The organism is uncultured Fretibacterium sp. (assembly GCF_963544685.1).
Classification (GTDB): domain Bacteria; phylum Synergistota; class Synergistia; order Synergistales; family Aminobacteriaceae; genus CAJPSE01.
This window is the reverse complement of the sequence record NZ_CAUUGJ010000031.1, coordinates 1-21,969: the sequence shown is the minus strand read 5'-3', so window position 1 is coordinate 21,969 and position 21,969 is coordinate 1. Positions and strand designations below refer to the sequence as shown.

The 21,969-nt window shown below is 57.6% G+C and carries 15 protein-coding genes and 1 pseudogene; 10 read left to right on the top strand and 6 right to left on the bottom strand.

The window, feature by feature from the left end; all coding sequences use genetic code 11:
* Positions 1-8: 8 nt before the first annotated feature.
* The 4 genes from pyrF to pyrR are packed head-to-tail and all read right to left on the bottom strand — an operon-like array spanning position 9 to position 3,447.
* The gene (gene pyrF, locus ABLA28_RS04715) at positions 9-623 is read right to left on the bottom strand and encodes an orotidine-5'-phosphate decarboxylase (RefSeq protein ID WP_347712710.1); all 615 of its coding nucleotides are present in this window, start codon (positions 621-623) and stop codon (positions 9-11) included.
* On the bottom strand, positions 614-1,948 hold the full coding sequence (locus ABLA28_RS04710; RefSeq protein WP_347712709.1) for a dihydroorotase: 1,335 nt from the start codon (positions 1,946-1,948) through the stop codon (positions 614-616). Before ABLA28_RS04710 ends, pyrF begins: the two co-directional genes overlap by 10 nt.
* A gap of 13 nt (positions 1,949-1,961) precedes the next feature.
* On the bottom strand, positions 1,962-2,894 hold the full coding sequence (locus ABLA28_RS04705) for an aspartate carbamoyltransferase catalytic subunit (RefSeq protein ID WP_299300877.1): 933 nt from the start codon (positions 2,892-2,894) through the stop codon (positions 1,962-1,964).
* Position 2,895: 1 nt separating this feature from the next.
* Positions 2,896-3,447, bottom strand: a complete 552-nt coding sequence (gene pyrR, locus ABLA28_RS04700; RefSeq protein ID WP_347712708.1) for a bifunctional pyr operon transcriptional regulator/uracil phosphoribosyltransferase PyrR — start codon at positions 3,445-3,447, stop codon at positions 2,896-2,898.
* A gap of 645 nt (positions 3,448-4,092) precedes the next feature.
* On the opposite strand from pyrR, the gene ABLA28_RS04695 reads away from it, so the two are divergent.
* Together ABLA28_RS04695 and ABLA28_RS04690 are read left to right on the top strand one after the other, a co-directional pair.
* Positions 4,093-6,120 (top strand): AAA family ATPase, encoded by a 2,028-nt coding sequence (locus tag ABLA28_RS04695; protein WP_347712707.1) that lies wholly within the window; start codon positions 4,093-4,095, stop codon positions 6,118-6,120.
* Positions 6,121-6,285: 165 nt separating this feature from the next.
* Entirely contained in the window at positions 6,286-7,056 is a 771-nt protein-coding gene (locus ABLA28_RS04690; protein WP_347712706.1) for a uracil-DNA glycosylase family protein, read from the top strand.
* Between the two features lie 122 nt (positions 7,057-7,178).
* Here the strand turns inward: ABLA28_RS04690 and ABLA28_RS04685 are convergent, their stop codons facing one another.
* Complete coding sequence (locus ABLA28_RS04685) at positions 7,179-8,750, bottom strand: hypothetical protein (RefSeq protein ID WP_347712705.1); 1,572 nt, start codon at positions 8,748-8,750, stop codon at positions 7,179-7,181.
* Positions 8,751-8,901: 151 nt separating this feature from the next.
* Between ABLA28_RS04685 and ABLA28_RS04680 the strand changes: the two genes are divergently transcribed.
* A complete protein-coding gene (locus ABLA28_RS04680; RefSeq protein ID WP_347712704.1) occupies positions 8,902-9,273 on the top strand; it encodes a hypothetical protein in 372 nt (123 codons plus the stop codon).
* 20 nt (positions 9,274-9,293) lie between these two features.
* Here the strand turns inward: ABLA28_RS04680 and ABLA28_RS04675 are convergent, their stop codons facing one another.
* Complete coding sequence (locus ABLA28_RS04675) at positions 9,294-9,761, bottom strand: helix-turn-helix transcriptional regulator (protein WP_347712703.1); 468 nt, start codon at positions 9,759-9,761, stop codon at positions 9,294-9,296.
* A gap of 256 nt (positions 9,762-10,017) precedes the next feature.
* Here ABLA28_RS04675 and ABLA28_RS04670 point away from each other — a divergent pair, with 256 nt between their 5' ends.
* From ABLA28_RS04670 to ABLA28_RS04640, 7 genes and pseudogenes are all read left to right on the top strand, one after another.
* The gene (locus tag ABLA28_RS04670) at positions 10,018-11,907 is read left to right on the top strand and encodes a hypothetical protein (protein WP_347712702.1); all 1,890 of its coding nucleotides are present in this window, start codon (positions 10,018-10,020) and stop codon (positions 11,905-11,907) included.
* Positions 11,908-12,294: 387 nt separating this feature from the next.
* Entirely contained in the window at positions 12,295-13,653 is a 1,359-nt protein-coding gene (locus tag ABLA28_RS04665; RefSeq protein ID WP_347712701.1) for a hypothetical protein, read from the top strand.
* 57 nt (positions 13,654-13,710) lie between these two features.
* A pseudogene (locus ABLA28_RS04660) lies at positions 13,711-14,243 on the top strand (transposase); the annotation flags it as partial.
* 81 nt (positions 14,244-14,324) lie between these two features.
* Complete coding sequence (locus ABLA28_RS04655; protein WP_347712700.1) at positions 14,325-15,575, top strand: hypothetical protein; 1,251 nt, start codon at positions 14,325-14,327, stop codon at positions 15,573-15,575.
* A 10-nt stretch (positions 15,576-15,585) separates the two neighbouring features.
* Complete coding sequence (locus ABLA28_RS04650; protein WP_347712699.1) at positions 15,586-17,349, top strand: hypothetical protein; 1,764 nt, start codon at positions 15,586-15,588, stop codon at positions 17,347-17,349.
* Positions 17,350-17,465: 116 nt separating this feature from the next.
* Positions 17,466-20,087 (top strand): hypothetical protein, encoded by a 2,622-nt coding sequence (locus ABLA28_RS04645; RefSeq protein ID WP_347712698.1) that lies wholly within the window; start codon positions 17,466-17,468, stop codon positions 20,085-20,087.
* Positions 20,088-20,095: 8 nt separating this feature from the next.
* The gene (locus ABLA28_RS04640) at positions 20,096-21,784 is read left to right on the top strand and encodes a hypothetical protein (RefSeq protein WP_347712697.1); all 1,689 of its coding nucleotides are present in this window, start codon (positions 20,096-20,098) and stop codon (positions 21,782-21,784) included.
* Positions 21,785-21,969 lie beyond the last annotated feature (185 nt).

The window sequence follows — 21,969 nt, the reverse complement described above, 5'->3', positions numbered from 1 at the left end:
CGGCAGCGTCAGATGTTTATAAGAGTCATGCCGACCGAGCCGATGATGCCGCCCCCCCACTCCCCGACCTTCGCCCCCACGTGCTCGAAGAGCGCCCGGCCGTCCCCGGCAGTCAGGTCCTGGAACTCGCCGGAGGAGGGGTTCGAGGTCTTGACCAGGACAAAGATCCCCCGGCCCGACGTGCGGCAATCGTCCACGAAGGGCGTCACGCCGTCGCTGCCCAGGTAGGGATTCACCGTCAGAAAATCCGCCGCCAGGGGGGCGTCCGAGGCGAGGTACGCCTCGGAGTAGGCCGCGGCGGTCGCGCCGATGTCCCCCCGCTTCGCATCGAGGATCACGACGTAGCCCAGCCTCCGCGCCTCCGCCACGGTATCGTACATACAGGACAGCCCCGGGAGCCCCATCCGTTCGTAATAGGCCGCCTGGACCTTCACGCAGGGGATCAGATCCCTCAGGCCGTCGAGCAGGGCGAAGTTGAAGGCCCGCACCGCATCGGCAGGCCCCCCGGCCTCGATGTGGGGCCGGGCGAACGCCTCGGGAACATATTCGACCCGGGTATCGAGCCCGAGGGCCGAGGGGTTGCCGCGCTCGCGGATCGCCCGGATCAGACGGTCTATCTGCATTCCGGGCCGTCCCCATACACCGGGCGTCCCTCGAGGAAGGTGCAGCGGACCGCCCCCGTCAGGGTACGTCCCGCGAAGGGCGTATTCTTTCCGCGGCTCCGAAATTTCCCGGGGTTCACCGTCCACTCGGCCCGGGGATCGATCAACGTCACGTCCGCACGTTTTCCGACCTCGAGCGTCCCCGCATCGAGCCCCAGAACCCTGGCCGGAGCACGCGTGAGCTTGTCCAGCACCTGTTCGGGCGTCAGGTGTCCGGGCACGACCAAGGCCGTCCAGCAGACCGCGAGCGCCGTCTCGAACCCCGATATGCCGGAGGATGCCAGGGCGAACTCCACGTTTTTGTCGTCGGCGTGATGCGGCGCATGGTCGGTGGCGATGCAGTCGATCGTCCCGTCCTTCAGGGCCTCGATCAGGGCCAGCCGATCCGCCTCCGTGCGCAGCGGCGGGTTCACCCGCGCATTCGTGTCGTAGTCCTGAAGCCACTCGTCGGTGGCATAAAGGTAATGGGGCGCCGTCTCGCAGGTCACGGGCCAGCCGTGCCGCTTGGCCTCCCTCACCAGCTCGGCCCCGCCCGCCGTGGAGACGTGCGCCACGTGCAGCCGCGCGTTCTCCAGCCCCGCAAGCATGCAGTCCCGCGCGATGATCGTCTCCTCCGCAGCCCGTGTGACCCCCGGCAGGCCCAGGGCCGTCGACCAGTAGCCCTCGTTCATGACGCCGCCGTTCGTCAGCTCGTCGTCCTCCGGGTGGGAGATGATCGTCAGGCCGAAGCGTCCGGCATAGCGGAGCGCCAGCCTCATGCGCTGCGCGCTCTTGACGGACCGCCCGTCGTCGGAGAGGGCCACGGCCCCCGCCTCGGCCAGCTCCCCCATCTCGGTGAGCTCCTCCCCCTTCAGGCCCTTCGTCACGGCCGCTATGGGATACACGTGCGCGCTTCCCCGCTCCGCCGCCCTGCTCTTGATGAACTCCGTCACGGCCGCGTTGTCGTTGACGGGGTCGGTGTTGGCCATGCAGCAGACGGAGGTGAAACCTCCAGCAGCAGCAGCCGCGGTCCCGGAGGCGATGTCCTCCTTGTGCTCGTAACCCGGTTCGCGCAGATGGCAGTGGATATCGACCAGCCCCGGCGCCACCAGGAGCCCCGAGGCGTCGACCACCCGGGCGCTCCCGGCCTCCAGATCCCTCCCCAGGGCGGCGATGGCGCCGCCGCGCATCAGCACGTCGCCCCTCTCCAAGCCCGAGACGGTCAGGACGTCACCGCCCCGAATCAAAATGTCCTCCGCGCTCTCCTTACGATTCATCCAGTTCTCGTTCATCAGGCTGTTCGTCATGCTCGGTCCCTCCCTACGCCCCGGCCTCGGCGCGGGTGCGCGTCAGCAGATAAAGCAGCGCCATCCGCACCGCCACCCCGTTGGTAACCTGCCCGTCGATGACCGACTGCGGCCCGTCCGCGACGTCCGACGCGATCTCCACGCCCCGGTTGATGGGACCGGGATGCATGACCAGCGCATCCTTGCGGGCCAGGGCTATTCGCTCCTCCGTAAGGCCGAAAAACTTATGATATTCGCGGACCGAGGGGAAGAGCCCCTTCTTCTGCCGCTCGAGCTGGATGCGCAGCCCCATCACCACGTCCGCGCCCCGGATGGCGTCGTCCACGCGGCAGGTGGCCTCGCAGCCCAAGGACTCGATCTCCACCGGCATCAGGGTTGCCGGCCCCGCGACGACGACCTTGGCCCCCATCTTGCCGAGCCCGTAGATGTTGGAGCGCGCCACGCGGCTGTGGGTCACGTCCCCCACGATGGCGACCCTCAGCCCCTCGAGCGACCCGAACCGCTCCTCCATCGAGAACATGTCCAGCAGCGCCTGGGTGGGATGCTCGTTCGTCCCGTCCCCGGCGTTGATGACGGAGGCCCTGACGTGCCTGGCCATCAGGTGCGGCGCGCCCGTCATCGGGTGCCGCAGAATCATCACGTCGGTGCCCATGACGTCGAGCGTCCGGGCCGTGTCGATCAGGGTCTCCCCCTTGGCCACGCTGGACGCCGAGGCGGTCATCCCCGAGGCGGTGCCCGACAGGTACTTGCAGGCCAGCTCGAAGGACAGGCGTGTGCGCGTGCTGTTCTCGTAGAAGACGGTGATGACGGACTTTCCCTGGAGATGAGGGGTCTTCTTGTTGTTGGAGACGATCACCTGTTTCATGATCTTCGCCGTGTCCAGGATCTCGCGGATCTCGTCGGCGCCGGTATTGCGCAGTCCCAGCAGGTCTTTGGAGCGCAGCATGTCAGTTCTCCCCCTCGTTCGCATCCAACAGGACGACGGCCTCCTCGTCGTCGAACGGCGCCACGCGCACGGAGACAAGCTCGTTCCGGGACGTGGGAACGTTCTTGCCCACGTAGTCGGCCCGGATGGGCAGCTCGCGGTGCCCGCGGTCGATCAAAACGGCCAGCTGGATCGTGCGGGCACGGCCCACCTCCATGACCGCGTCCATCGCGGCGCGCGCGGTACGGCCGGTGAACAGCACGTCGTCCACCAGCACCACGTCCCTGCCCGTGATGACGAACGGGATGTCCGTCCCGTTCAGGACCGGGTGCTCCGAGAGCAGCGACAGGTCGTCACGATAAAAGGTGATGTCCAGGCAGCCCACGGGGACCGTCGTCCCCTCCACCCGGTCGATGTGGCCGGCGATCCGCTGCGACAGCGGCACGCCCCGGCGCTGGATTCCGATCAAGACGACGTTCTCCGTCCCCTTGTTCCGCTCGACGATCTCGTACCCGATGCGCTGGACCGCACGGCCCATGGCCTGGGCGTCCATGATGCGCGCCTTCTCCTTCATGAGTGCCTCCTTCGTACCTGATTCCTCCGAGTTTCACGGAGAACGGCAGAGGTTCCCGGCCAAAAAGCCGACGCGGAACGCGTCAAAAAACAGAAAATGCCCTGCCGTCCTTACGAAAAGACGACAGGGCACGATTATCCTTGCAACATTTCTCACCTTGCAATATTTATGGATAGTCTCCCACACGCCGCCTTCTCGGCCTCTCCGGACCGAACTTAAAGGACGCTTGTGCGCTGCTCTCCAAAACCGAGGGGAACTTTACCACAAAAATTGAATTTTGTCCAAAGGAGGCCCGATATCGTGATCCCCAAGTCAAGTGTCCAAAAGCGTGGGAGAGGAGTTCAGTCCAAGGTTCGGGAAATGAGGCGCTTTTCACGCTTGCGATGCGGGGCGATCCTTCCCGGCGACACCGCGTGCGGACGCTCCTCTTTTTATCGATCGTCCGGAAAAATTTTTTCCTGAAGCCGACGGGACGCCACGCCCCCTATGCCCGATAATGGAAGAGACGCGCCGCGCCAGAGACAGACAACCACGCACACGAAAGATTCCGACGGATCGTTCCCGATGGGTTGCTCCCAGTGGATTATTCTCAATGGATTGTTCCCAACGGCCTGAAGGCCTTTATGAAAGAACGGGAGGACGACGATGCTGTTCTACAAGATTGAATTTGAGAGTGAGAAGGCCCTGGAGAGCGGCGATCGGCAGTCAAGGCGCGTGCGATCCCGTCTCAAGGCCCTGACGGCGGACGCCAACTCGAGGACGAAGGGGACGATCGCCTTCTTCGTCTCGGACTTCGAGGACCGAAACGTCTCCATCGGCGCCGCCCTGTTCGTGGACGCCGTCTCGATGAACCGCCGGGATCTCGCGGAGGCCTTCGAGGAGTTTATCGCTCACACCCGGCTCAAGGGGAAAATCCTCGATACCCGGGAGATCACCGCCGGGGATTTTTCCCGGATGCTCAACCTGGCGGACAGGAACGACTACATCGATGACGACGACAATTACAAAACCGATCTGGGCATGGCGTTCATCAAAGCCTGCACGGAGTCGGAATGCGAGGAGGTGCTGCTCGATGCCCCCTGCACGAAGAGCGAGGCCATCGCCGAGGCGAAGCGGCTGCTGTGCAGCGCCTCCCTGGTCCCCGAGATCGAGCGGATCTTCGACGAACGCTCCCCGGACCGTTTTCAGGGGAACCCGGTCCACTACGTCATCGTGTCGGACGATCCTCAGGTCCGCCGCTCCGTCCGGGAGCTGCTGCTGCGTTCCCTCCTCCAGAGGGGGCGCCTGATGGGGCGGCGCTACTGCACCCTGACGCGCAGCGTCGACGGCGGCCTGCTCGAATGCCTCTACGAGGACAAGCTGAAGGAGCTCTATCAGTCGCAGCTGGGCTGCGCCCTGGCGATAGCCTTCTCCCTGGAGGACAGAGGAGAGGAGTCCGGACACGCCGACGCCTCCTTCGAGCTCGTCGCGTCCGTCGCGTCGAGGATTCGCGAGTTCCGCCGCGGGACCCTGACCATCCTGGAGATGGGGCGCTCGGAGTCCAAACTGTACGAGCAGCTGATGGAGGAGCTCCACGGCCTCACGTTCGTCAGGCTGGACGAGGAGCTCGTATTCACCCGGGAGGCCCGGGGGTACCTGAAGCGCCTCGCCGCGAAAAACGGCATCGAGGACTGCCGGTCCCTCGTCAAAAGCCTGCCCCGCGAGGAGTCCGGGTACCTCAGCACCGACCTCAACAAGCTGTTCGACCGCTGGTACGACAGCTACCTGAGGACGGAGCTCCACCCCCAGTACCGGGAGCTCTCCGCCGAGTCGGAGAACCGGGCGAAAAAGCCGAAGGGCGACGCCTATAAGGACTTGATGGAGATGCCCGGCCTCCGGTCGGTCAAGGAGGTGATCCTCCAGGCCATCGACTTCCACAAGGCCCAGAAGCTGTTTGCGGGCAGGGGGATCGGCACGGAGCGGCCCTCGATGCACATGGTCTTTGCCGGAAACCCCGGCACGGCCAAGACGACCGTGGCGCGCCTCATGGCCCGCATCATGAAGGACAACGGGTTGCTCTCCTCGGGCGGCCTGGTGGAGGTCGGGCGGAGCGATTTGGTGGGCAAGTACGTGGGATGGACCGCGCCGCTCGTCAAAAAGAAGTTCAAGGCGGCCAAGGGCTCGGTGCTCTTCATCGACGAGGCGTACTCGCTGGTGGAGGATCGCGACGGGCTCTACGGCGACGAGGCGATCAACACGATCGTCCAGGAGATGGAGAACGCACGAGACGAGACGGTGGTGGTCTTCGCCGGATATCCCGATCGGATGCGGGAGTTCGTGGAGCGCAACCCCGGCCTGAGGAGCCGCGTGGCGTTTCACGTCGACTTCCCCGACTACACGGCGGACGAGCTGATGGAGATCCTTCGGCTTGTCGTCAGAAAAAAGTGCCGATCACTCGGCGCGAAAGCCGAGGAACGGGCCCGCAGCCTGCTGGAGGCCGCTTTGATTACGCCCGATTTCGGCAACGGCCGGTTCGTGCGGAACCTTGTGGAGCGGGCCATGATGCGCCAGGCGTCGCGTCTGGTGCACCTCCCGACCGACAAGACGACGGATGCGGAACTGAAAGCCCTCCTGGCCGAGGACTTCGCTCCGGAGGCACAGGCCCAGCACCGCCGCATCTTCGGCTTTCACTGAACCCGGCCCTGTTCTACGCGCCCCCAAGTTCCGGTTGCAGGACGCCTCACGGAGGAAACCGCCCGCCCGGCGGGCAAGGGAGAGCTGCTGTAAAATGGAGGGTATGAATGAACGGGGCGAAGGCCCCGTTCTTAAAATGGAATGTCCCCGCGAGGAGTGATCGTTTTGCCGCCCGATCGAACCATGGACGCCGCCGTCCGAGCCCAGCTGGACGCCGCGGAACAGCTGAGAAAGGCGATGGACGCCCTGCGCTTCTCCGCTCCGGTCGCGTGCGTCTACAATCCCCTGGATTACGCCTGGAACGCCTTCAGGGCCTATGTGGAGCGTTACGGTTCGGCCCCGAAGCGCACGCTCTTCCTGGGGATGAACCCCGGCCCGTGGGGCATGGCCCAGACGGGCGTTCCCTTCGGCGAGGTCACGGCCGTGCGGGAGTGGATGCGCATCGCCGTTCCCACGGGGCGCCCCCCGGACGAGCACCCGCAGTACCCGGTGGAGGGGCTGGCCTGCAGACGGTCCGAGGTCAGCGGCCAAAGGCTGTGGGGCCTTTTCCGGGAGCGTTTCGGGACGCCGGAGGCCTTCTTCGCCGACCACCTCGTCGTCAACTACTGTCCGCTGCTCTTCATCGCCGCGTCCCCGCGCCGGAACGGCACGGAGGGAGGGCGAAACCTCACCCCCGACAAACTGCCGGCCGGCGAACACCGTGCGCTCTACGCCGCGTGCGGCGTCCACCTGCGTGCGGTCGTGGCGGCGCTCCGGCCCCGTTTTCTGGTGGGCATCGGGGCCTTCGCCGAGGCGCGGGCCCGGGAGGACCTTTCGGGTGCGGATGTAGAGATCGTGAGGATCCTGCATCCCAGCCCGGCCTCGCCCCTGAGCAACAGGGACTGGCCCGGAACGGCGGTGCGGCAGCTGCTCGACGCCGGGGTCTGGGCAGGGTAATTTCTGATGGAGCGACAAACGATTCCTCTCGCCCGAAGCGGCGAGGTGGTATGATAAGCGAGCCGCCTTTCCAGCAAGTCGTTCTTCGGTAGTTCTGACGGCAACCCTATGGGAGTGCCCGTTTAGCGAACCGTTTTCCTGAACACCCGCACGTCCGACGAGGTCCCATCCTTGAAGAGCAGCCGTGCGGAGACGCAGGCGACGGTGTCCTCCCTGCTCGTCAGCAGTTCATGGACGCCTAGCTTCTGAAGCTTCAAAATCTCTTCCATCGTGATCTTCGTGTCCGGCGTCTTGGTGTTGATGCCGTACACGATGCCCGAGACGGCGTCGAGGGCCTCACTGCCCAGGAGGCCGAAGTCGACCGTAACGAAGGTCGTTCCCTCTCCCTCCCGTTGCGGATCCTCCAGACGGTAGACCGAGAGCCATTCGTCCACGGAGTGGAGGGCCCAGTCCTTGCCATTCTCGAATCGCACCGCATCCAGGTCGAAACGGAATGGGTAGGGCCCGTGTTCGCTCCCATCGGCCCCAAGGTATTTGACGTCCAGTTCGACGATGCCCTCCGATCGGCCGGTGTCGATGGTCCTGTCGGGGTACCTTGCTCCGGTGGCCGGGTTGGCCTCCCTCATGAATCCCGTGGAACGATACTCCGTGTCCGGGCTGATGCGGTAAGAATACCGCAGGATTTTGCGAACATCGGCGTCCGTATCGATGGTAAAGCGGACGATGCCGTCGTTCCATATCCTGGGGTTGAGCGTCAGGTTGGCCTTTCTTTCCGTATCCCGTACCCGCAGGACGCCTCCGGGCGTGTGGGTCGCGCCCTCCCTGGAGAGAAGTCCCACAGTCCAGAGCAAGCAAAAAAGCATTGCGCCCGCCCCAAGGCTTGCGACGTGCGCGGGGTTGAATTTCCCACGGCGAAGGAGCGGTATGCAGGCAAAAAAGACCAGAATGGCGACGGCGGGCAGCCAGAGGAACAGGGCGGGCCAGCGGCGCGAAAGCTCGTAGCCGAGCGCGAACAACACGGTGAACAGCGCGCCCGTCCGCAGGGTAAGGACCTTGGAGAGGATCAGGCGCAGGGCCTCCTTGAGCCCCATCGGCGGGATGTCCGGCAAACCTGCGTGACCGCTTTCCTCCCAAAAACGCTCGGGAGCGGCTCGGGCTGAGTCCTTGAGGTGGTTCCAGTAGCGGCGGACCTCCCGCGCCTCCTCCTCGTTCCGGGGCCTTCCCCGACGCGGCCTGATGAAGCGCCGCAGATAATCCTCCTCGTAATAATCGACGATCAGGTCAAAGATCTCCTGCCGGTAGGCATAAAGCGGCGCGGACACGCTTCGGCCGAAATCCCTGCAGAGCACGGACAGTCGTATGCGCCACTCTTCATCCGCAGCCATTTTCGCGAGCGTCCGCGACACCGCCGACCGGTCCCGGTTCAGCAGGATGGCGATGTCCGAGGGCCCCCAGTACAGGCCGTCCTCGTCGTCCCAGACCAGGTGGCTGAGCTGTGGCGCCCGGCTCGCGTACCGCTCGCGCAGGTACTCCTGCCGAGCCAGCTCCGATCCCTTAAAACGGCGGTAATCGGCCGCATAGTCGCCCAGCAGGGCATGGATTGTCCTCCGTTCTGCCTGAAATTCCAAAGATTTTGCGGACAGCCGCGCCATCATATCGTCCGTAAGATTGAATTTTGGATTGAACTTCGACAAGATACCCTCGTCTCCATCCCAAGATTTGCATCTGTAAACGTCGATGCCGTCAGGCTCGATCAGATGCACTGGACAGCACCGGGCCCGCCCCCCTATATTACCAGAGTAGTCTGAGGCAGGCGACGACGATGAATGGGTGGGGGGATGAACTGTGAACCGGTGCCTTTTGTTTCCCGAGACGATGGAGCGGTCCGCTCTGGCCCCGCTCTGCGCGAGGCGGCGGGGCGTCGTGTTTTTGGGGCTGAAGGACGAGGATGTCCCCCGCTTTATTGTGGATGCCGCCGCGGAGCTGAAGGGGAAGGGCATTGTGGACGAGGCGGCGCCTTGCGCGCTCTTTACGCGGTCGTTTCTGGCAGGCTCCGGAGAATCCGGGGGGAGGGATCTGGTGCTTCTGCTGAAGCGGACGCGCCGCGATGACCTTTGTCGTTTGGAACGCTGGGTCGGAGAACAGGATAACCGAACGGTGATATTTTTGAAAGATTACCTGACGACGGCGTCATTTGAGCGAAAGAGGATGCTTTGAGAGGCCCGGCGCTTCCTTCCTCAGCGGGCCCGTACAATGGCCAGGATAACGGAAGCCAGGATCTTGAGTGTGCCCTCGTCCATATCCGATCCGCCATCGGAGTTTCGGAGCCACGCCTCCAAATCCGGATTGTTCCGGGCCAGCCTATGGAAGAAAGCGTTCCACACGGCCTTATCCTTAGCCGCCGCAGCCTGAGCGTAGACCTCTTCGACGGACGGCGGAAGGGATGGGGACGGGGCGGCCGAGCCCGTCCCCTCATGGGGAAAGCAGCTCCATGTGCTGTCCGTGTCCAGCACTATCCAACAGCTCAGGGCTGCGGCCAGCTTCTCCAGGAAGCGGCCGTCCGGCGCGCGCTCGCCGCGCTCCCAGCGAATCAGTGTGAAGGTGGATACGCCCACCGCGTCGGCAAGTCTTGCCTGGGTCAGCCCCCTGTCCAGCCGCATCCGCTTGATGGCCTTGTGCAGCTCCATCCCCGTAAGCCTTTCCATCCTCACCACTCCATTGTCGGCGTTTTCCTCTATGGTGCGGAGGAAAGACGTTTTAGGCAAGGATTTATTTGGATAGGCTGTAAGTCTCCAAACGTTGATTTATATAGGTGTATGATTATAATTCGGTGGGGTCATTGTAAAAATGGAGCCGCTTTCGGCCGAGGGCTCGGTCGGCCTGGGAGCGGCAAGTGCACAGAGGGGAGAATTGGAGAATTTGCCTGTCTCATTATAGTGGCAGTCCATCATGAGGGAGGAAATGAAATTGTTTTTCGTAAGGCTCGGTAGGATTGTTGTTCGGAGTGTTGCTCTTTGTTTGATCTCAATTTGCTTAACCTTATTCGTTTTCGTCTCTTGCGCCTCCGCAACGACGAGAGATGTCCGAACGGCTGATGAACTGCAGCAGGTACTGCAGCAGGCATGGGACGACGGGATAACAGACATAAGGATCACCTCCTCCATCAGCGGCAATTTTATTGTCCCCAGTTGGGTCTCCTCTCTTTCAGGCACAGGTGCTCAGGTCGTTCTCAGTCCCAAGGATAAGGACAAGCCCGTTTTTGACGCAGAAAGCTCCGCCAACGTCAAGAAACACGTCGTGAGGAGCTTCGTGAGGAACTTAGAGATGGCTGTGTTTTGGCCTGTGGCCCTTGTACATGAATACATGACCAAATCCACAGCCGATATGCTGACGTTCCAGAATATGACCATCGAATGTGATAATAAAGGCATCAATGCCGACGCGTTGTCAAAACCGGTTGTCGTCAAAAATGTGACTTTTAAAGGTAGGAATGGAAGAAATACTGCTGGAATATATCCCAGCACTAAAACGACCTTTGAGGGGTGCACCTTTGAGGGGTTGACCTGGTGCATCAACACTCGGAGTGTGTCTGCCTATGACCTGGAGATCCGCGATTGCCGCTTTAAAAACAGTAGCCAGGCCCTCAGCGTCTCTCGTTCCGGAAACGGCGCCAAGGCGGAATTGACTCGCTGCCGTGGGGAAGATGTTGGCTATTGGGTTATCCTCCACAACCCGGACGACAGGATGTCCGTGACGGTCGATCAATCCACCATTGATTCCTGTCCGAGGGGAGGGTTCTACCACAAACTCCTCGACGGGCTTAAGGACAACATGGTGTATGGGGAGGACTCCGAATTCTCCAAGATTCGCAAGGATGTCTTCGACAAAAAGAGGGCTGTTGAGGACCTGATAAAACGGTTGGAAGCGGAAAGCCCTACGCCGGGTGTTTTGCAGGATTGGGACAGTGCGAGGACCTTTGCCGCCTTGAAACTCCGGGAAGCCCTGAAGGCGGAAAATGGCTGGGCCCCAAGGGAAGAGGAACGATCACCTGAGCATAAGAAGGCCATCGATCGCTGTTATGCCTTCTACACGCTGTTAGCCGCGGCTCCCCTGAGGTCCCTGTCGGAGGATTCCATTCGGGGCAGCCTTGCCTTCGTCTCCGATAAAAATCTTGTGAATGCTGTCGTATCTCAACTTAACAACAAAAACCAGCTTTGGATGCTGGGGCTACTCTCTTCCCGCATCCGTTGGGGGAATACGGGGAGCGTGCGAAGCGCCTTTGCCAGTCAAAAGATCATTGATCTCAATATCGACAGAATCTTCAGGAGGAACATCGATCGGTTGCGTGACTGGTTGTCGGACTTGGATTGGGCGCACAAGGCGATCGCAGACCTGGAGCAGAAGGCACGGGGCTCTTTCCCCAACGATATCCAATACCTCAAGGGCCTCCAGAATGCTCAGAGGGACGTTCGCGAGTTGGCGAACTCCTTGGGGCGGGCGATCCGGGCGATTTTCTTCGACGTCCCGATGCAGACGATTTTTGCCGCCGGCTACGCCAGGACGGCAGAGGAGGCCGACGACAAAACCGGGGTGTTCTTCAAGGAGGTATCCCTAAAGGGGCAGACCCGTATCATGCAGATTGCCCGTGAGATCGGGCCCTTTTACAGCGTGTCTCAAAGACTGTGCGTCCTGCAGTCCACGAATTCCGTCCGTGAGGAACTGCTACGCCTCTGGAAGGGAACGCTGGCTAAAGAGCGCTATGATGGAGACCTCAAGTCCTATCTTAGTACGGATCCGGACATCATGCGGGACGCCAAAAGGATAGAGGATTTCTTCAAGGAGTGGCGTTGAGCCATGCGGCGAGGTCAACCTTTCTTTGCCGTTCGTCTGCTCCTTGCAGTCTTTTGCTGTGCTGTTGCCGCGGAGCCGGTCCAGGCGTTCCCCTTTCAAAAACACCTGAGCTTCCAGAGGCAGTATATATGGGGAGTGAGTACGGAGGCCAGCAGGGAGATTCACTCGGCGATCATCGACACCGTTCCATGGAAGAACGGGAACCATGCGGGCGGATGGGGGCATCGGGAACTTTGGGGGCATTCCGACGACTGGTTTTATCGAGGTATCCTTCCTAAAGAAGAGGTCTTGCAGGACATCCAAAACAATGTCTTGAAGGCTCATCCCGAATGGTCGGAAAAAATGGTGCAAAAAGAGGTCTCCGCAATCTACAAGGAAGCCGTCTCCATGACGGGGCAGGAACGTATCGCGACGGAATTGGGGAGACATTACCCCCATCTGCCCCGCTCCGAGGCCATGGCCCTTGCGGAACAGATCCATGCCTCGCATGTGGTGGGCGACAGCCAAACCTCGGCCGGGGTTGGGGAGGGGGTCGATCTCAATAAATGGAAAGAGGTCCTGAAATCGCCGACTTTGACTGCCGTAAGAGCTCAAAACGAGACAATGATAGCCGAGGCGGCAAAGAATGGAGTTAGCGCTGCTAAGTTTGTGGGCCAGGCGCGCAATTTTGAGCGCCTGAAGGCAGAACAGATCATGAGGGAAATGGGTTGCGAGGGCTATAACCCCCCCAGCAGATATGACGTTGGTTTTGTCAAAAATGGACAAAACTACGTTGTAAAAGCAAAAATGTATGAGAAAAGTCTTCGGAATGCACTGGCACGCCTTCCAAAGGACGATAAAATAGTGCTCCCGGACGACGAGTACGAGAAATTCATTCGCAGTAAGAAAACTGCAGACCTGGCGGACAGGGTGATACCGGAATCTCAGGTGACGGGGAAGCCCAATACCAGGGAGCGCAGCCAGCAGGAGCTTGCCCAAGTGGTCGAAAAGGACATGAAGGACGTCACGGTTGCGAAGAATAAAATGCTCGCTGGCATGAGGGAGAAACTGAAGCGGACGGCGCCTTATATGCTGGGCGGTGCGATGATGCCCCTTTCGGAGAACTGGAACGACTTGAGCCTGGCCTATCGAGGCGAGTCCTCCTGGGAAAGGGTACTGAAGCGAACGGCGGTGGACTTTGCCGGCTATACCGTCACTCCAATGCTCGTCGACGGCGTCCTTTGCCGGGTAGGGAAACGATTCGCCGCCGTGATGCCGCTCAAAAATGCGGGGATGGGATACACGATAGGCTATTTTTGCTGGGGCATGGGGAAAGAATTCTACGCCTATCAAAATGGAGATATCTCTTACGAGGTCTTCGCCGAGCGGGCGCGGCAGCGCGGCAAAAATGCCGTCGGGGCCGCTTTGATGGTCCCCGTCAACATGCTTGTCCTCAAGATTGTTGTTGCGGCGGGCACAACTCCTCTTTTCGTCCCTGTCGTCATCGTTGGTGGGGGGATAGCTATACAAAGGGCGCAGGAATGGTATGAGCAAAAGAAATGGGAGGACACCATCTATCTGGAGGACCTCGTGGCTTTCCTGGGCGAGGACCTGATTCGAGAGTTTACGCTTCTGGATCCTGCAAGGTATCCCAGCCTGGCAGCCCCGGAAAGACGGGACAATCTTGCAGAGCCGGAAGGACGGCATAGCCTTATTGAGCCGGAGCGGAGGGGCAGCCTGATCGATGTCGGAGTCTGGGCGAAGTGATTTCGGATGGAACTGGATAAGTGACAAACGGTTCCCCTCGTCCGAAGCGGCGAGGCAGAAAAGACCTGGAGACATCTCAATTTCTTTCAGTACGAGGCCTACCTCACGGCCAGGGTCCCAAGGGTCCACTGCGATGCCTGTGGCATCCACTTGGTCCCCGTCCCCTGGGCGTGCGAAGGTAGCGGGTTTACTTGGCTTTTCGAGGCGTTGGTCCTCTCCCTGGCTCCGGCTATGCCCATCAAGACCTTGGCGAAGGGGGTGAACATGCACGACACACGCCTCTGGCGCGTGGTCAGGCATTACACGGAACAGTCCCCCAAGCGGAGGGATCTGTCGCAGGTCCGCAATGTCGGATTCGACGAGACCTCCAGCAAGCGAGGGATGGTTGGAGCAGCTCGCACGATCAGGCATCATTGGGACGGAGTCCTCCAGTGGTTTTGGAGTCCCGTATCGACAACGGCATTCTCGAGGGGATCAACAGCTTGATCCAGGCCTGTAAGGCGAAGGCCAGGGACTACAGGAGCAAGGAGAACCTCATCTCGATGATTTACCTCATCGCAGGAAAGCTACAGATAGGCCTACCCACTTAAACAAAGTGAGGAGCCGATTAAGATCTAAGATTGTGTTCTCTTATTTGTATAGAGCATATCTTTTGAGGAGGAGAAGTACTCATGTACAGGAAAAAAGGATTGCATCTGTTGGCCTGCTTTTTTTTAGCCCTTTCGTTGTTCTTCCTTTCTCGAACTGCTTCTGCCTTGACCGATGATGAAGCTCGCACTTTTGCACAGCAGGCACGCGAGCAGGCGTTGCGGGCGGCGCACAAGCAGGATATGGAATTGGCGTCCATGTATTTTGTCAATGCACTTTCTTTTATGCCTGGGAATATCGATATCATCATGGATTATGCGACGATGATACTCAAATGGGCAAAAAAAGCTCCGGTATTTCCAGCAGACAGCTTGGATGCATTGGATTCCTTTTTGAGCGCACAGGTGATGACCGTAAAACCGAATGATCTGCCACAAATTGTGAATTTGAAAGAAAAAATCTCTTTAGCTCGGGAAGAATCTCTTGATGGAAACTTCCCGAAATTGGATGACCGGCCTGATACAGAAATTATGGAAAAAGTTGCAAAGCGTAAGGAGGATGCGAAAAACTCCCAAAACCTGAAAGAGTACCTAAACATTCTACAGGATGTTAATAGCCTGTTGGAGGAACATGGTCTGGACGATCAGGAAATTGCGGAGGGCCTGCAGACAGGGGTAATGATGAATTCCGGGATGGAGCAGATTGAAGAGCTGCTCTCTCGCAGTTCGTCTCAGAGCCTTGCTCCTCTGCAGATGTACTATCTGCAGCTTGCCGAAACGTCCTTACAGCAGCTGGTAGCCTTGAGCCTCAATTTACCGCAGGGCGTCACTCAAGAAGTCCTCCAGATTAAGGAAAAGCTCGACAAACGGATTCAGGACGTTGCAGAGGGACGCTCCAGAGCTGCAATGGAAGTCATTAAGAACTCTTATGCAAAATTAAAGGAATCTAATAATGGGCATACGTTTCAGGAGAAGATCAATGGGATCAATATTTTCATGCGCGACGTCACGTTGCAGTCCCAAAATATCTCTTCACCTCAAGTGAGTGATGAACTGAGTAAACTTTTGGAGACAGTACAGCAGCAATTGTCGGATTACCGTGCAAAACAGATGCGTCGGTATAACGAGTGGGCGATGGAACAGATGAAAAAGGCACTCAAAACTTCATGGATTGAAGAACTTTCCTACATTGATACGAGGCTCTTGGATTTTGGAGCGCAACAGTGCCTCAACAGGGTATGGGGAGAGCTGTATTTCAAGCTGGACAACACTGAGAAAAGCGATATTGAAAAAGCCATGGTATTTAAAGAAAAACGTAAGCTGGAAGATTTTTAGGGGGGCCCTCATGAAAAAGATAAGGTGGATAGCCGCTTGCGTTCTGATAACTTTTTTGCCCCATGCGGTATTTGCCGGGAGCGTTCCGTACATCCCGGCCACGGTTTCGCCATTCGCAACGGCGCTGACCGTCGCAACGGAGACGCCGGCAATGCTTTATGCCTCCCGGCTCTCCTCATCGTCCCGTAACTTCACGGGAAACGTTACCGAAAATATGATGAGATTATTTTTCAACAACAGTATGGCTTCAGGTAAAGTTTGGTACCCGCTTGATCCCGGATCGACACAGGTCAAACCGGGGGGAGCGATAGCCCTGTTGGACCCATCGAAATCGGGAAGAGCCGGCTTTGATGGCCTGTATGTTCAATTTGATAAGCGAGGGAACCCCTCTGGAGTTATGGTGGCGGAGAGCAAATTCGGTAGCTCCCATTTGGGGGATACCAAGTATGATGGCAGGCAGATGAGTGATAAATGGATCAGGCGCCGTGCTAGCAAGACCGCTGAGCATTACGGAGAAATATCGTTGAAAGTGGATGGAATAAAGCCTATTTCCAGAAGTTCCCTTGTTCCCTCATCGACCTCCAAGGAAATAACGGTGGTCCCCCTGCCCAAGGGGCAGAAAGTCTTTATCTGGCATGAGAAAGGGTTGGGATATGTCTACTACTCCGATAAGCCAGTTGATCTCCAGGTGCTGGCCAAACAAGTTAATAAAATTGGGCAGTATATGGAGGGCGTTGCCAGAGGGAAAATAGAACCCCGAAAGGTATTGTGGCGGCTCCGTGTGAAAAAAAATTCTTTTGTTGTGACCAGTGAACATCTGGATGCCAAGGGGAACACGATTCCGGGAACGGTGAAACAGATCAATGTGCTGTCCAAACCCTATGCTGAATTGTCTCCTTCACATAAAGCGCTGGTAGATGAAGCGGTAACCAGCGCTATTAGAGAACAATACGGGAATTCATCCAAGCGTGAAATTGCTATGCGAGATTACAAAACCGCTAAAGAACAGAACAGGGTTGGGGCATTTTTAAAAAAACATAATCTCGAGCAACCACGCTGGCCCTGGCGTTTGGCAGGAAAGATTGCCCTTAAAGCGGGGGCTTGGGGGGCGATAATGGGGTTGGGGTTCCATGTCCTGAACCGTTTGTTTTCGGGGGAAGCTGTTAACTTCCATCAGATGACAAAAGAAATAACCTTGAGTGCCGTCAGCGCTGCAGGCGGCGCCTTGGCAGGAGCAGGAATTTCCTATTTTGTCGAAAAACAAATGCTCACATCCTCTCAATCGCTGCTTGCAACCATGTATCCACGATGGCTGAAGAACTCGAGGTTATTGGGAGGTTTGGGTGGAGGAATCATTGCAACCCTGATCTTCTCCTATGGATATGCCCTGCTCAATGGGGGGCGTATCGAGGATGGAAATAGGATGTTTCTGACGGGAATAGCCTCCAGTGTTGTCGCTTCCATTGCGGGCTATGCTGCGGGTTGTGCCATTTTACAAACGGCAGTGCTTGTAGGGACGGCCAGTACGGGAACAGCGATTTCGGCCTTATCGGGTGTTGCCGCAACCAATGCTGCGCTGGCATGGCTTGGGGGAGGAGCTGTCTCTGCCGGAGGATGGGGTGTCGCTTTAGGAAGTGTTGTTTTGTCAGGGGGGGTACTTTTATTGGCATCGGGGGCTGCCATTTTAACTAGTTATTTGCTCGATTACGGTTGGCAGGCTCTTGATGAACGAGATCGGATGGAACGTTTGGAAGCGTTGCTGAATGCGTATTGATGAACAGCTAAATCTGGATGGAACGGCGTCGTTTGTCCATGTGCTTCGGATAAAAATTTTGTAGATTTGCGAGCAAGGCATAGCGGGTCGGCAAGTTCACAGAGGGGAGAATTGGAGTGAACAGAAAATACAAGATTGCGGTGATGGGCGCAACGGGAGTTGGTAAAACGGTCTTCTTCGGGTCCTACTTCAACCTCGTAACGAACCTGGGGAAGGGCAGCCGCCCCATTATGATCAAGTCACAGAGCTCCGTCAACAGGATTGCGGAGCTCATAACCCAGCTTTTCCAGAAACACGAGGTGGTGCAGGGGACGTCGGAGCGGGTGGATTTCAGCTTCTCCGTCGATTCCCTGGGGATGGACGTGGAGCTGTTCGACATCCCGGGCGGTTTTACGCAGGACATGGATGCGTGGGTGGAGAATAAAATCCTGCCGGACCTTCAGCAAGCCGATGGAGCGTTGTTCTTCATCTCGGGAGAGGACCTCGTCAAGTATCCGGAAAAGGCCTTAACGGACAACATTGTGTTTACCAACGCGATCTCGAATATTCGGGAGCACAAGTCAGGGGATCTGAAGGGGCGTTCGGACGTGCCGATATGGTTCATCTTCACAAAAGGCGATACGATCCCCGACGTTTCACTGGACACCTTAAAAGAGAAGAACGCCGTACTCTTCAAGGCGGCGGAAAAATCCCAGGACCAGGGGAATTGGCTTGAGAAAACCGCCTACAAAAAAGGCAAATACGTCAACGCCTATAAAAGCCAAGCCATCGGGAAGTGGGAATCACCCCAGAGCGTCCCCCGGAATTACCAGCCCGACATGGTCATCGAGCCGATGGAGGACCTCTTTGAGGCGATGGTCCACAGCCGATTGGCCTACGGAAGAACCCTGAGAAAAATCATCGCCGCTCTGGTACTCTCCATATTCGCTGTCCTGGAGGGTGGCATGTACTACTACGACATAAGCCAATGGAGGGGAATGCAGGAAAGGGTCGACAGGCTGAGGACGGAGGGCCGTTACGAGCAGGCCCTTCAGGAGGTGGATGCCTTCTCCTCCCCATCCTGGCTGCCCGCTTTTTTCAGGGCGGAAAAAAAGCTGCCTCCCTTGAGGGAGGAGCTTTATCGGGCTTATGAGGCCGCCGTCTACGCGCCGATAAAAGCCGTCTTGGAGGCTGTTGACGAGGAGAAGGCGCCCGACGCAAGCCCTGCGTTTTTGGAGGATGCGGAAAAGGTGAAACGCTATCTTTCCGTCACGCACTTTGCCGAGATCCAGCCCCAGCACTACGAGCTGGCGAAGCGCAAGGCGTGGTATTTCAACCTGGGGCGCTTGCTGAACCTGGATTCTCAAGTACAGAATGCGTCACCGGACGAGCTGTTCAACGCGATTTTGGACAGCCTGAATTATGATGTCCCGGAAAGCTGGCAGAAGAATATCCAGGAGAGAATTGATAACAGCCTGCGCCGATGGGGCAGCATCCTGTCTCTGGATGTCGGGCCGGAGGCATTCGATGTGTATATCAAAAAAGCCGAACAGTTGACGGATCATCCCAAACTTTCTCTTGACACTATTAAGTATCTGGAGGACCAGCAGAAATCCTGGGCGGGTAAAAAACAAGATGCCTGGACCCGAGAGGCTGGCTTGCTGTCGCCGGAGGAGGGCGTGGCGCTGCTGGAGCGTCACAAGGCGGAATTCGACTCCACAGGTCGGAAAAAACTGGAAAATGCCCTGGAGAAGCATTATGCTGCCCTGGTGGAGCAATCGTTGAAAAAGGACGCCGACAATGCAGACTCCCTTCAAGAACTCCTGGACCGCTATCCCGCCATGACCTCGGAGGTCAGGGAGAAGCTGGAGGGCCGCGTCGCATCCATCAGGGAAAAACAGAGGCAGAAACGGCTTCAAGAACTCGATGCTTCCAAAAACATAAAAGAGATGGTCGACAGGATTACGAGCCTTGAGGGAAAGGATCGGGACGACCTGCGGCAGCAGGGGATAGACCTCCTGCAGAAACGCATCGAAATGGAGGTTGAAAACATCCGGGGCGACGCCTCCAGGGCTGTCCAGCGCAAAGATTTCTCCGAGGGTAAGCAGGAGGCCCTGGAGGCCCTGAACGCGCTGCGGCAGGCGATCCAACCGCTCAACACAGGCTCGTTTGAGATTGAAAAGCAGGAAAAGGCCATAATGGGTGAATTGGAGGGAAAACATCTCGCCGATTGCCGGGAGGACTTCATGAGGCGGCGCAACACGAGGGACAGGAGGGAAGTTGCCGAATGCCGCAAAAGGCTGGACGCATTTCTTGAGCTATGGCCCAACTCTGCCGAGAGGAAAAACGTCGAAGAGGTTCGGGATTTCCTCAACGTCATTCAAGGAGGGGTCAAAGGCAAGCTGAGTGTCGTCAAGGGGAAAATCAACAAAGAAACAACCTATGATAAGCCGGACGTTTTTGTAACCGTCTCGCAGGGTAACAAAGAGCTCCTGCACACTAAAATGATTAAAGATAACTGGTATCCGGAATTTAATGAAGGGGTGGATATCACATGGACAGTCGATATGCCGCCGCTTACCTTTAAAGCTATAGATGTGGACCCCGTAATGGACGATGAACTTTTTACCCACCATGAGGAGTCGCTGGGCTTTGACGGTTACAAGGGATTGTCAAAGACGATTACCGATACGGGGTGCGAATTATTCATCGAGTTTAAGCCTGATACTCCAATCCCGGATTGTCCGTGGCTGAAATGAGGGACGAAATGATCTGCAAAAACCTGGCGTACTGGGTATTTACCTCAGGCGAAGAGGGGGTTCACGGGCTGGATTGGGGGATCAAGCACGCCTCGAAAAGCTTTGCCGACCGATACAAGCTGGACAGCCGTTACCGTTCGCTGCTCAAGGCTTTTCGCCTGCTTCCCAGTCTGGAGCGGCCTCGAAAGGGGGCGGGGCTGATCCTCCTGCCCTGGCAGGGCGGGGGAAAGGATCGGGACGAGGAAACGTTGATGGGCTTCATCTTCCCCGGCAGCGACCATAAGGGGCGACCGAATATATCCACGGTCGCCTGCGTCGTGCCGGCGGATGTCGTCCGTGCATTAACGCCTTCCCATGTGACACGGGCTCTTTGGAGCTCCAACGACCTGGAGCGGATAGCCCAAAAGAACACCGTAAGACCCGATACGCTTTACCTTGACGCAGAAAAGACTTCCTCGACTAGGGAGGTTCCCCTCCCTCTTTTCCCCTCACTGAAATGGCCCGGAAAGGACGTGGGATATTTGATGGTGGATGGACACGTCAGGGATCTGAGAGGTCTTTATCCTCCGTTCTGCCCTCCGGCTGAAAGGGCTGCGAAAAAAAGGAAGCTGCGCATGCCCCAGCTCGCGGCCCTGCTGATGGCTCTGGCCCTGACTTTTGGCGTAGCCTGTTGTTGGGGCAGTATCCGTGATTTTTTCCAGAAATATCTCATTCAACCTGTCTGCTCCTTGTGGAATGGAGGGGACGCCTCACCCTCCACTGATTCCTCGGAGGATCTGGAGACCACTGAAAGAAGAGCGAAAAGAAAGGAGAATCTGGAGAACATTATCGACATTCTTTCCAAAAATAAGAAAAATAAGGGAGAAGATTACCTCAAAGGCCTGGCCGGGCTCATCTGGTATCCTGATTTATGGAAAGAGGAGGCCTCATTCTCCTCAGATGACTTAATAGTAGAGGCAATATCCAAAGATTTTACTGAAAAACTGAAAAACGAAAAATGGTTGGTTGAAAAGGGCGATAAAGGAGGTCGGGGAGGCCAGAAGAAGAAGTTGATAAACGAGAGAGTGTTCAAGGAGAAATTGAAAAACACCGTATTGTCACCTCTCGGAAAGGACCTTTCTTTGGTTGAGGACAAAACGGATAAAAGAGTTTTTTTCTCCATAAGCCCCAAGGAAGAGGATTGGGACAGCTTAAAAAATGACTTAAGCGATCAATTGTCACGGTTTATAGATACGATGAAGAATCCCGGCATTTCCCTTGAGAGTGCGACGCAACCAATCGCCGAGGACAAGCAGACGCTGGAAGGACGCCTGGATGAGCTCCTGAAAAAGAGCGATGCCCACAAGGATAAGGGGTTCGGGTACCTGTCTTTTTTCTACGGGGAGGGGAAGGAAGGTTATCAGGTACTTCTCCTCAACATGGAGAAGATGGAGAAGGAGGCTCTTTCCGAGGGTAAGGAGCCGGATGAGTACATTTTTGTCAAAAAAGATAACTGGCGCCGTATTGACGTATCCAATTTGGGAGAGCGTCTGGATGGGACTTCGCAGAAGGAACCCTACATCGAGTTCTACGATAAGCACAAGAGTATTACTTTCTTTTTGGCTCCAAAATCAAATCGCGAAAAAGATGGCGATTTTGAGAAGTTCCTCGGCGTTTTTTTGGATGACTTGCTGGAATCGGTCTCGGTTGAGGAGTAACCAGAGGGGGCCAAGGTGAACCGAGCCCGTCAGTGAGGCCGGCAAACAGCCCCGGATATTCCTGTTGTCCCCGTCGGGCTCAACAGGTCCGACAAGAATGTCCGGTTTGATGGCTGTAAAAGATGCTTGAGGAGGGGTTTTTTCCCAGGCCCTTCCTTAAGCTTAGTCTGAGATCGAGGGGGAAA

What these genes read in the sequence shown, in the direction of transcription:
- pyrF (WP_347712710.1), bottom strand. Translation starts at nt 623, where the DNA reads ATGCAGATAGACCGTCTGATCCGGGCGATCCGCGAGCGCGGCAACCCC.
- ABLA28_RS04710 (WP_347712709.1), bottom strand. Translation starts at nt 1,948, where the DNA reads ATGACGAACAGCCTGATGAACGAGAACTGGATGAATCGTAAGGAGAGC.
- ABLA28_RS04705 (WP_299300877.1), bottom strand. Translation starts at nt 2,894, where the DNA reads ATGCTGCGCTCCAAAGACCTGCTGGGACTGCGCAATACCGGCGCCGAC.
- pyrR (WP_347712708.1), bottom strand. Translation starts at nt 3,447, where the DNA reads ATGAAGGAGAAGGCGCGCATCATGGACGCCCAGGCCATGGGCCGTGCG.
- ABLA28_RS04695 (WP_347712707.1), top strand. Translation starts at nt 4,093, where the DNA reads ATGCTGTTCTACAAGATTGAATTTGAGAGTGAGAAGGCCCTGGAGAGC.
- ABLA28_RS04675 (WP_347712703.1), bottom strand. Translation starts at nt 9,761, where the DNA reads ATGGAAAGGCTTACGGGGATGGAGCTGCACAAGGCCATCAAGCGGATG.
- ABLA28_RS04670 (WP_347712702.1), top strand. Translation starts at nt 10,018, where the DNA reads ATGAAATTGTTTTTCGTAAGGCTCGGTAGGATTGTTGTTCGGAGTGTT.
- ABLA28_RS04665 (WP_347712701.1), top strand. Translation starts at nt 12,295, where the DNA reads ATGACGGGGCAGGAACGTATCGCGACGGAATTGGGGAGACATTACCCC.
- ABLA28_RS04655 (WP_347712700.1), top strand. Translation starts at nt 14,325, where the DNA reads ATGTACAGGAAAAAAGGATTGCATCTGTTGGCCTGCTTTTTTTTAGCC.
- ABLA28_RS04650 (WP_347712699.1), top strand. Translation starts at nt 15,586, where the DNA reads ATGAAAAAGATAAGGTGGATAGCCGCTTGCGTTCTGATAACTTTTTTG.
- ABLA28_RS04640 (WP_347712697.1), top strand. Translation starts at nt 20,096, where the DNA reads ATGATCTGCAAAAACCTGGCGTACTGGGTATTTACCTCAGGCGAAGAG.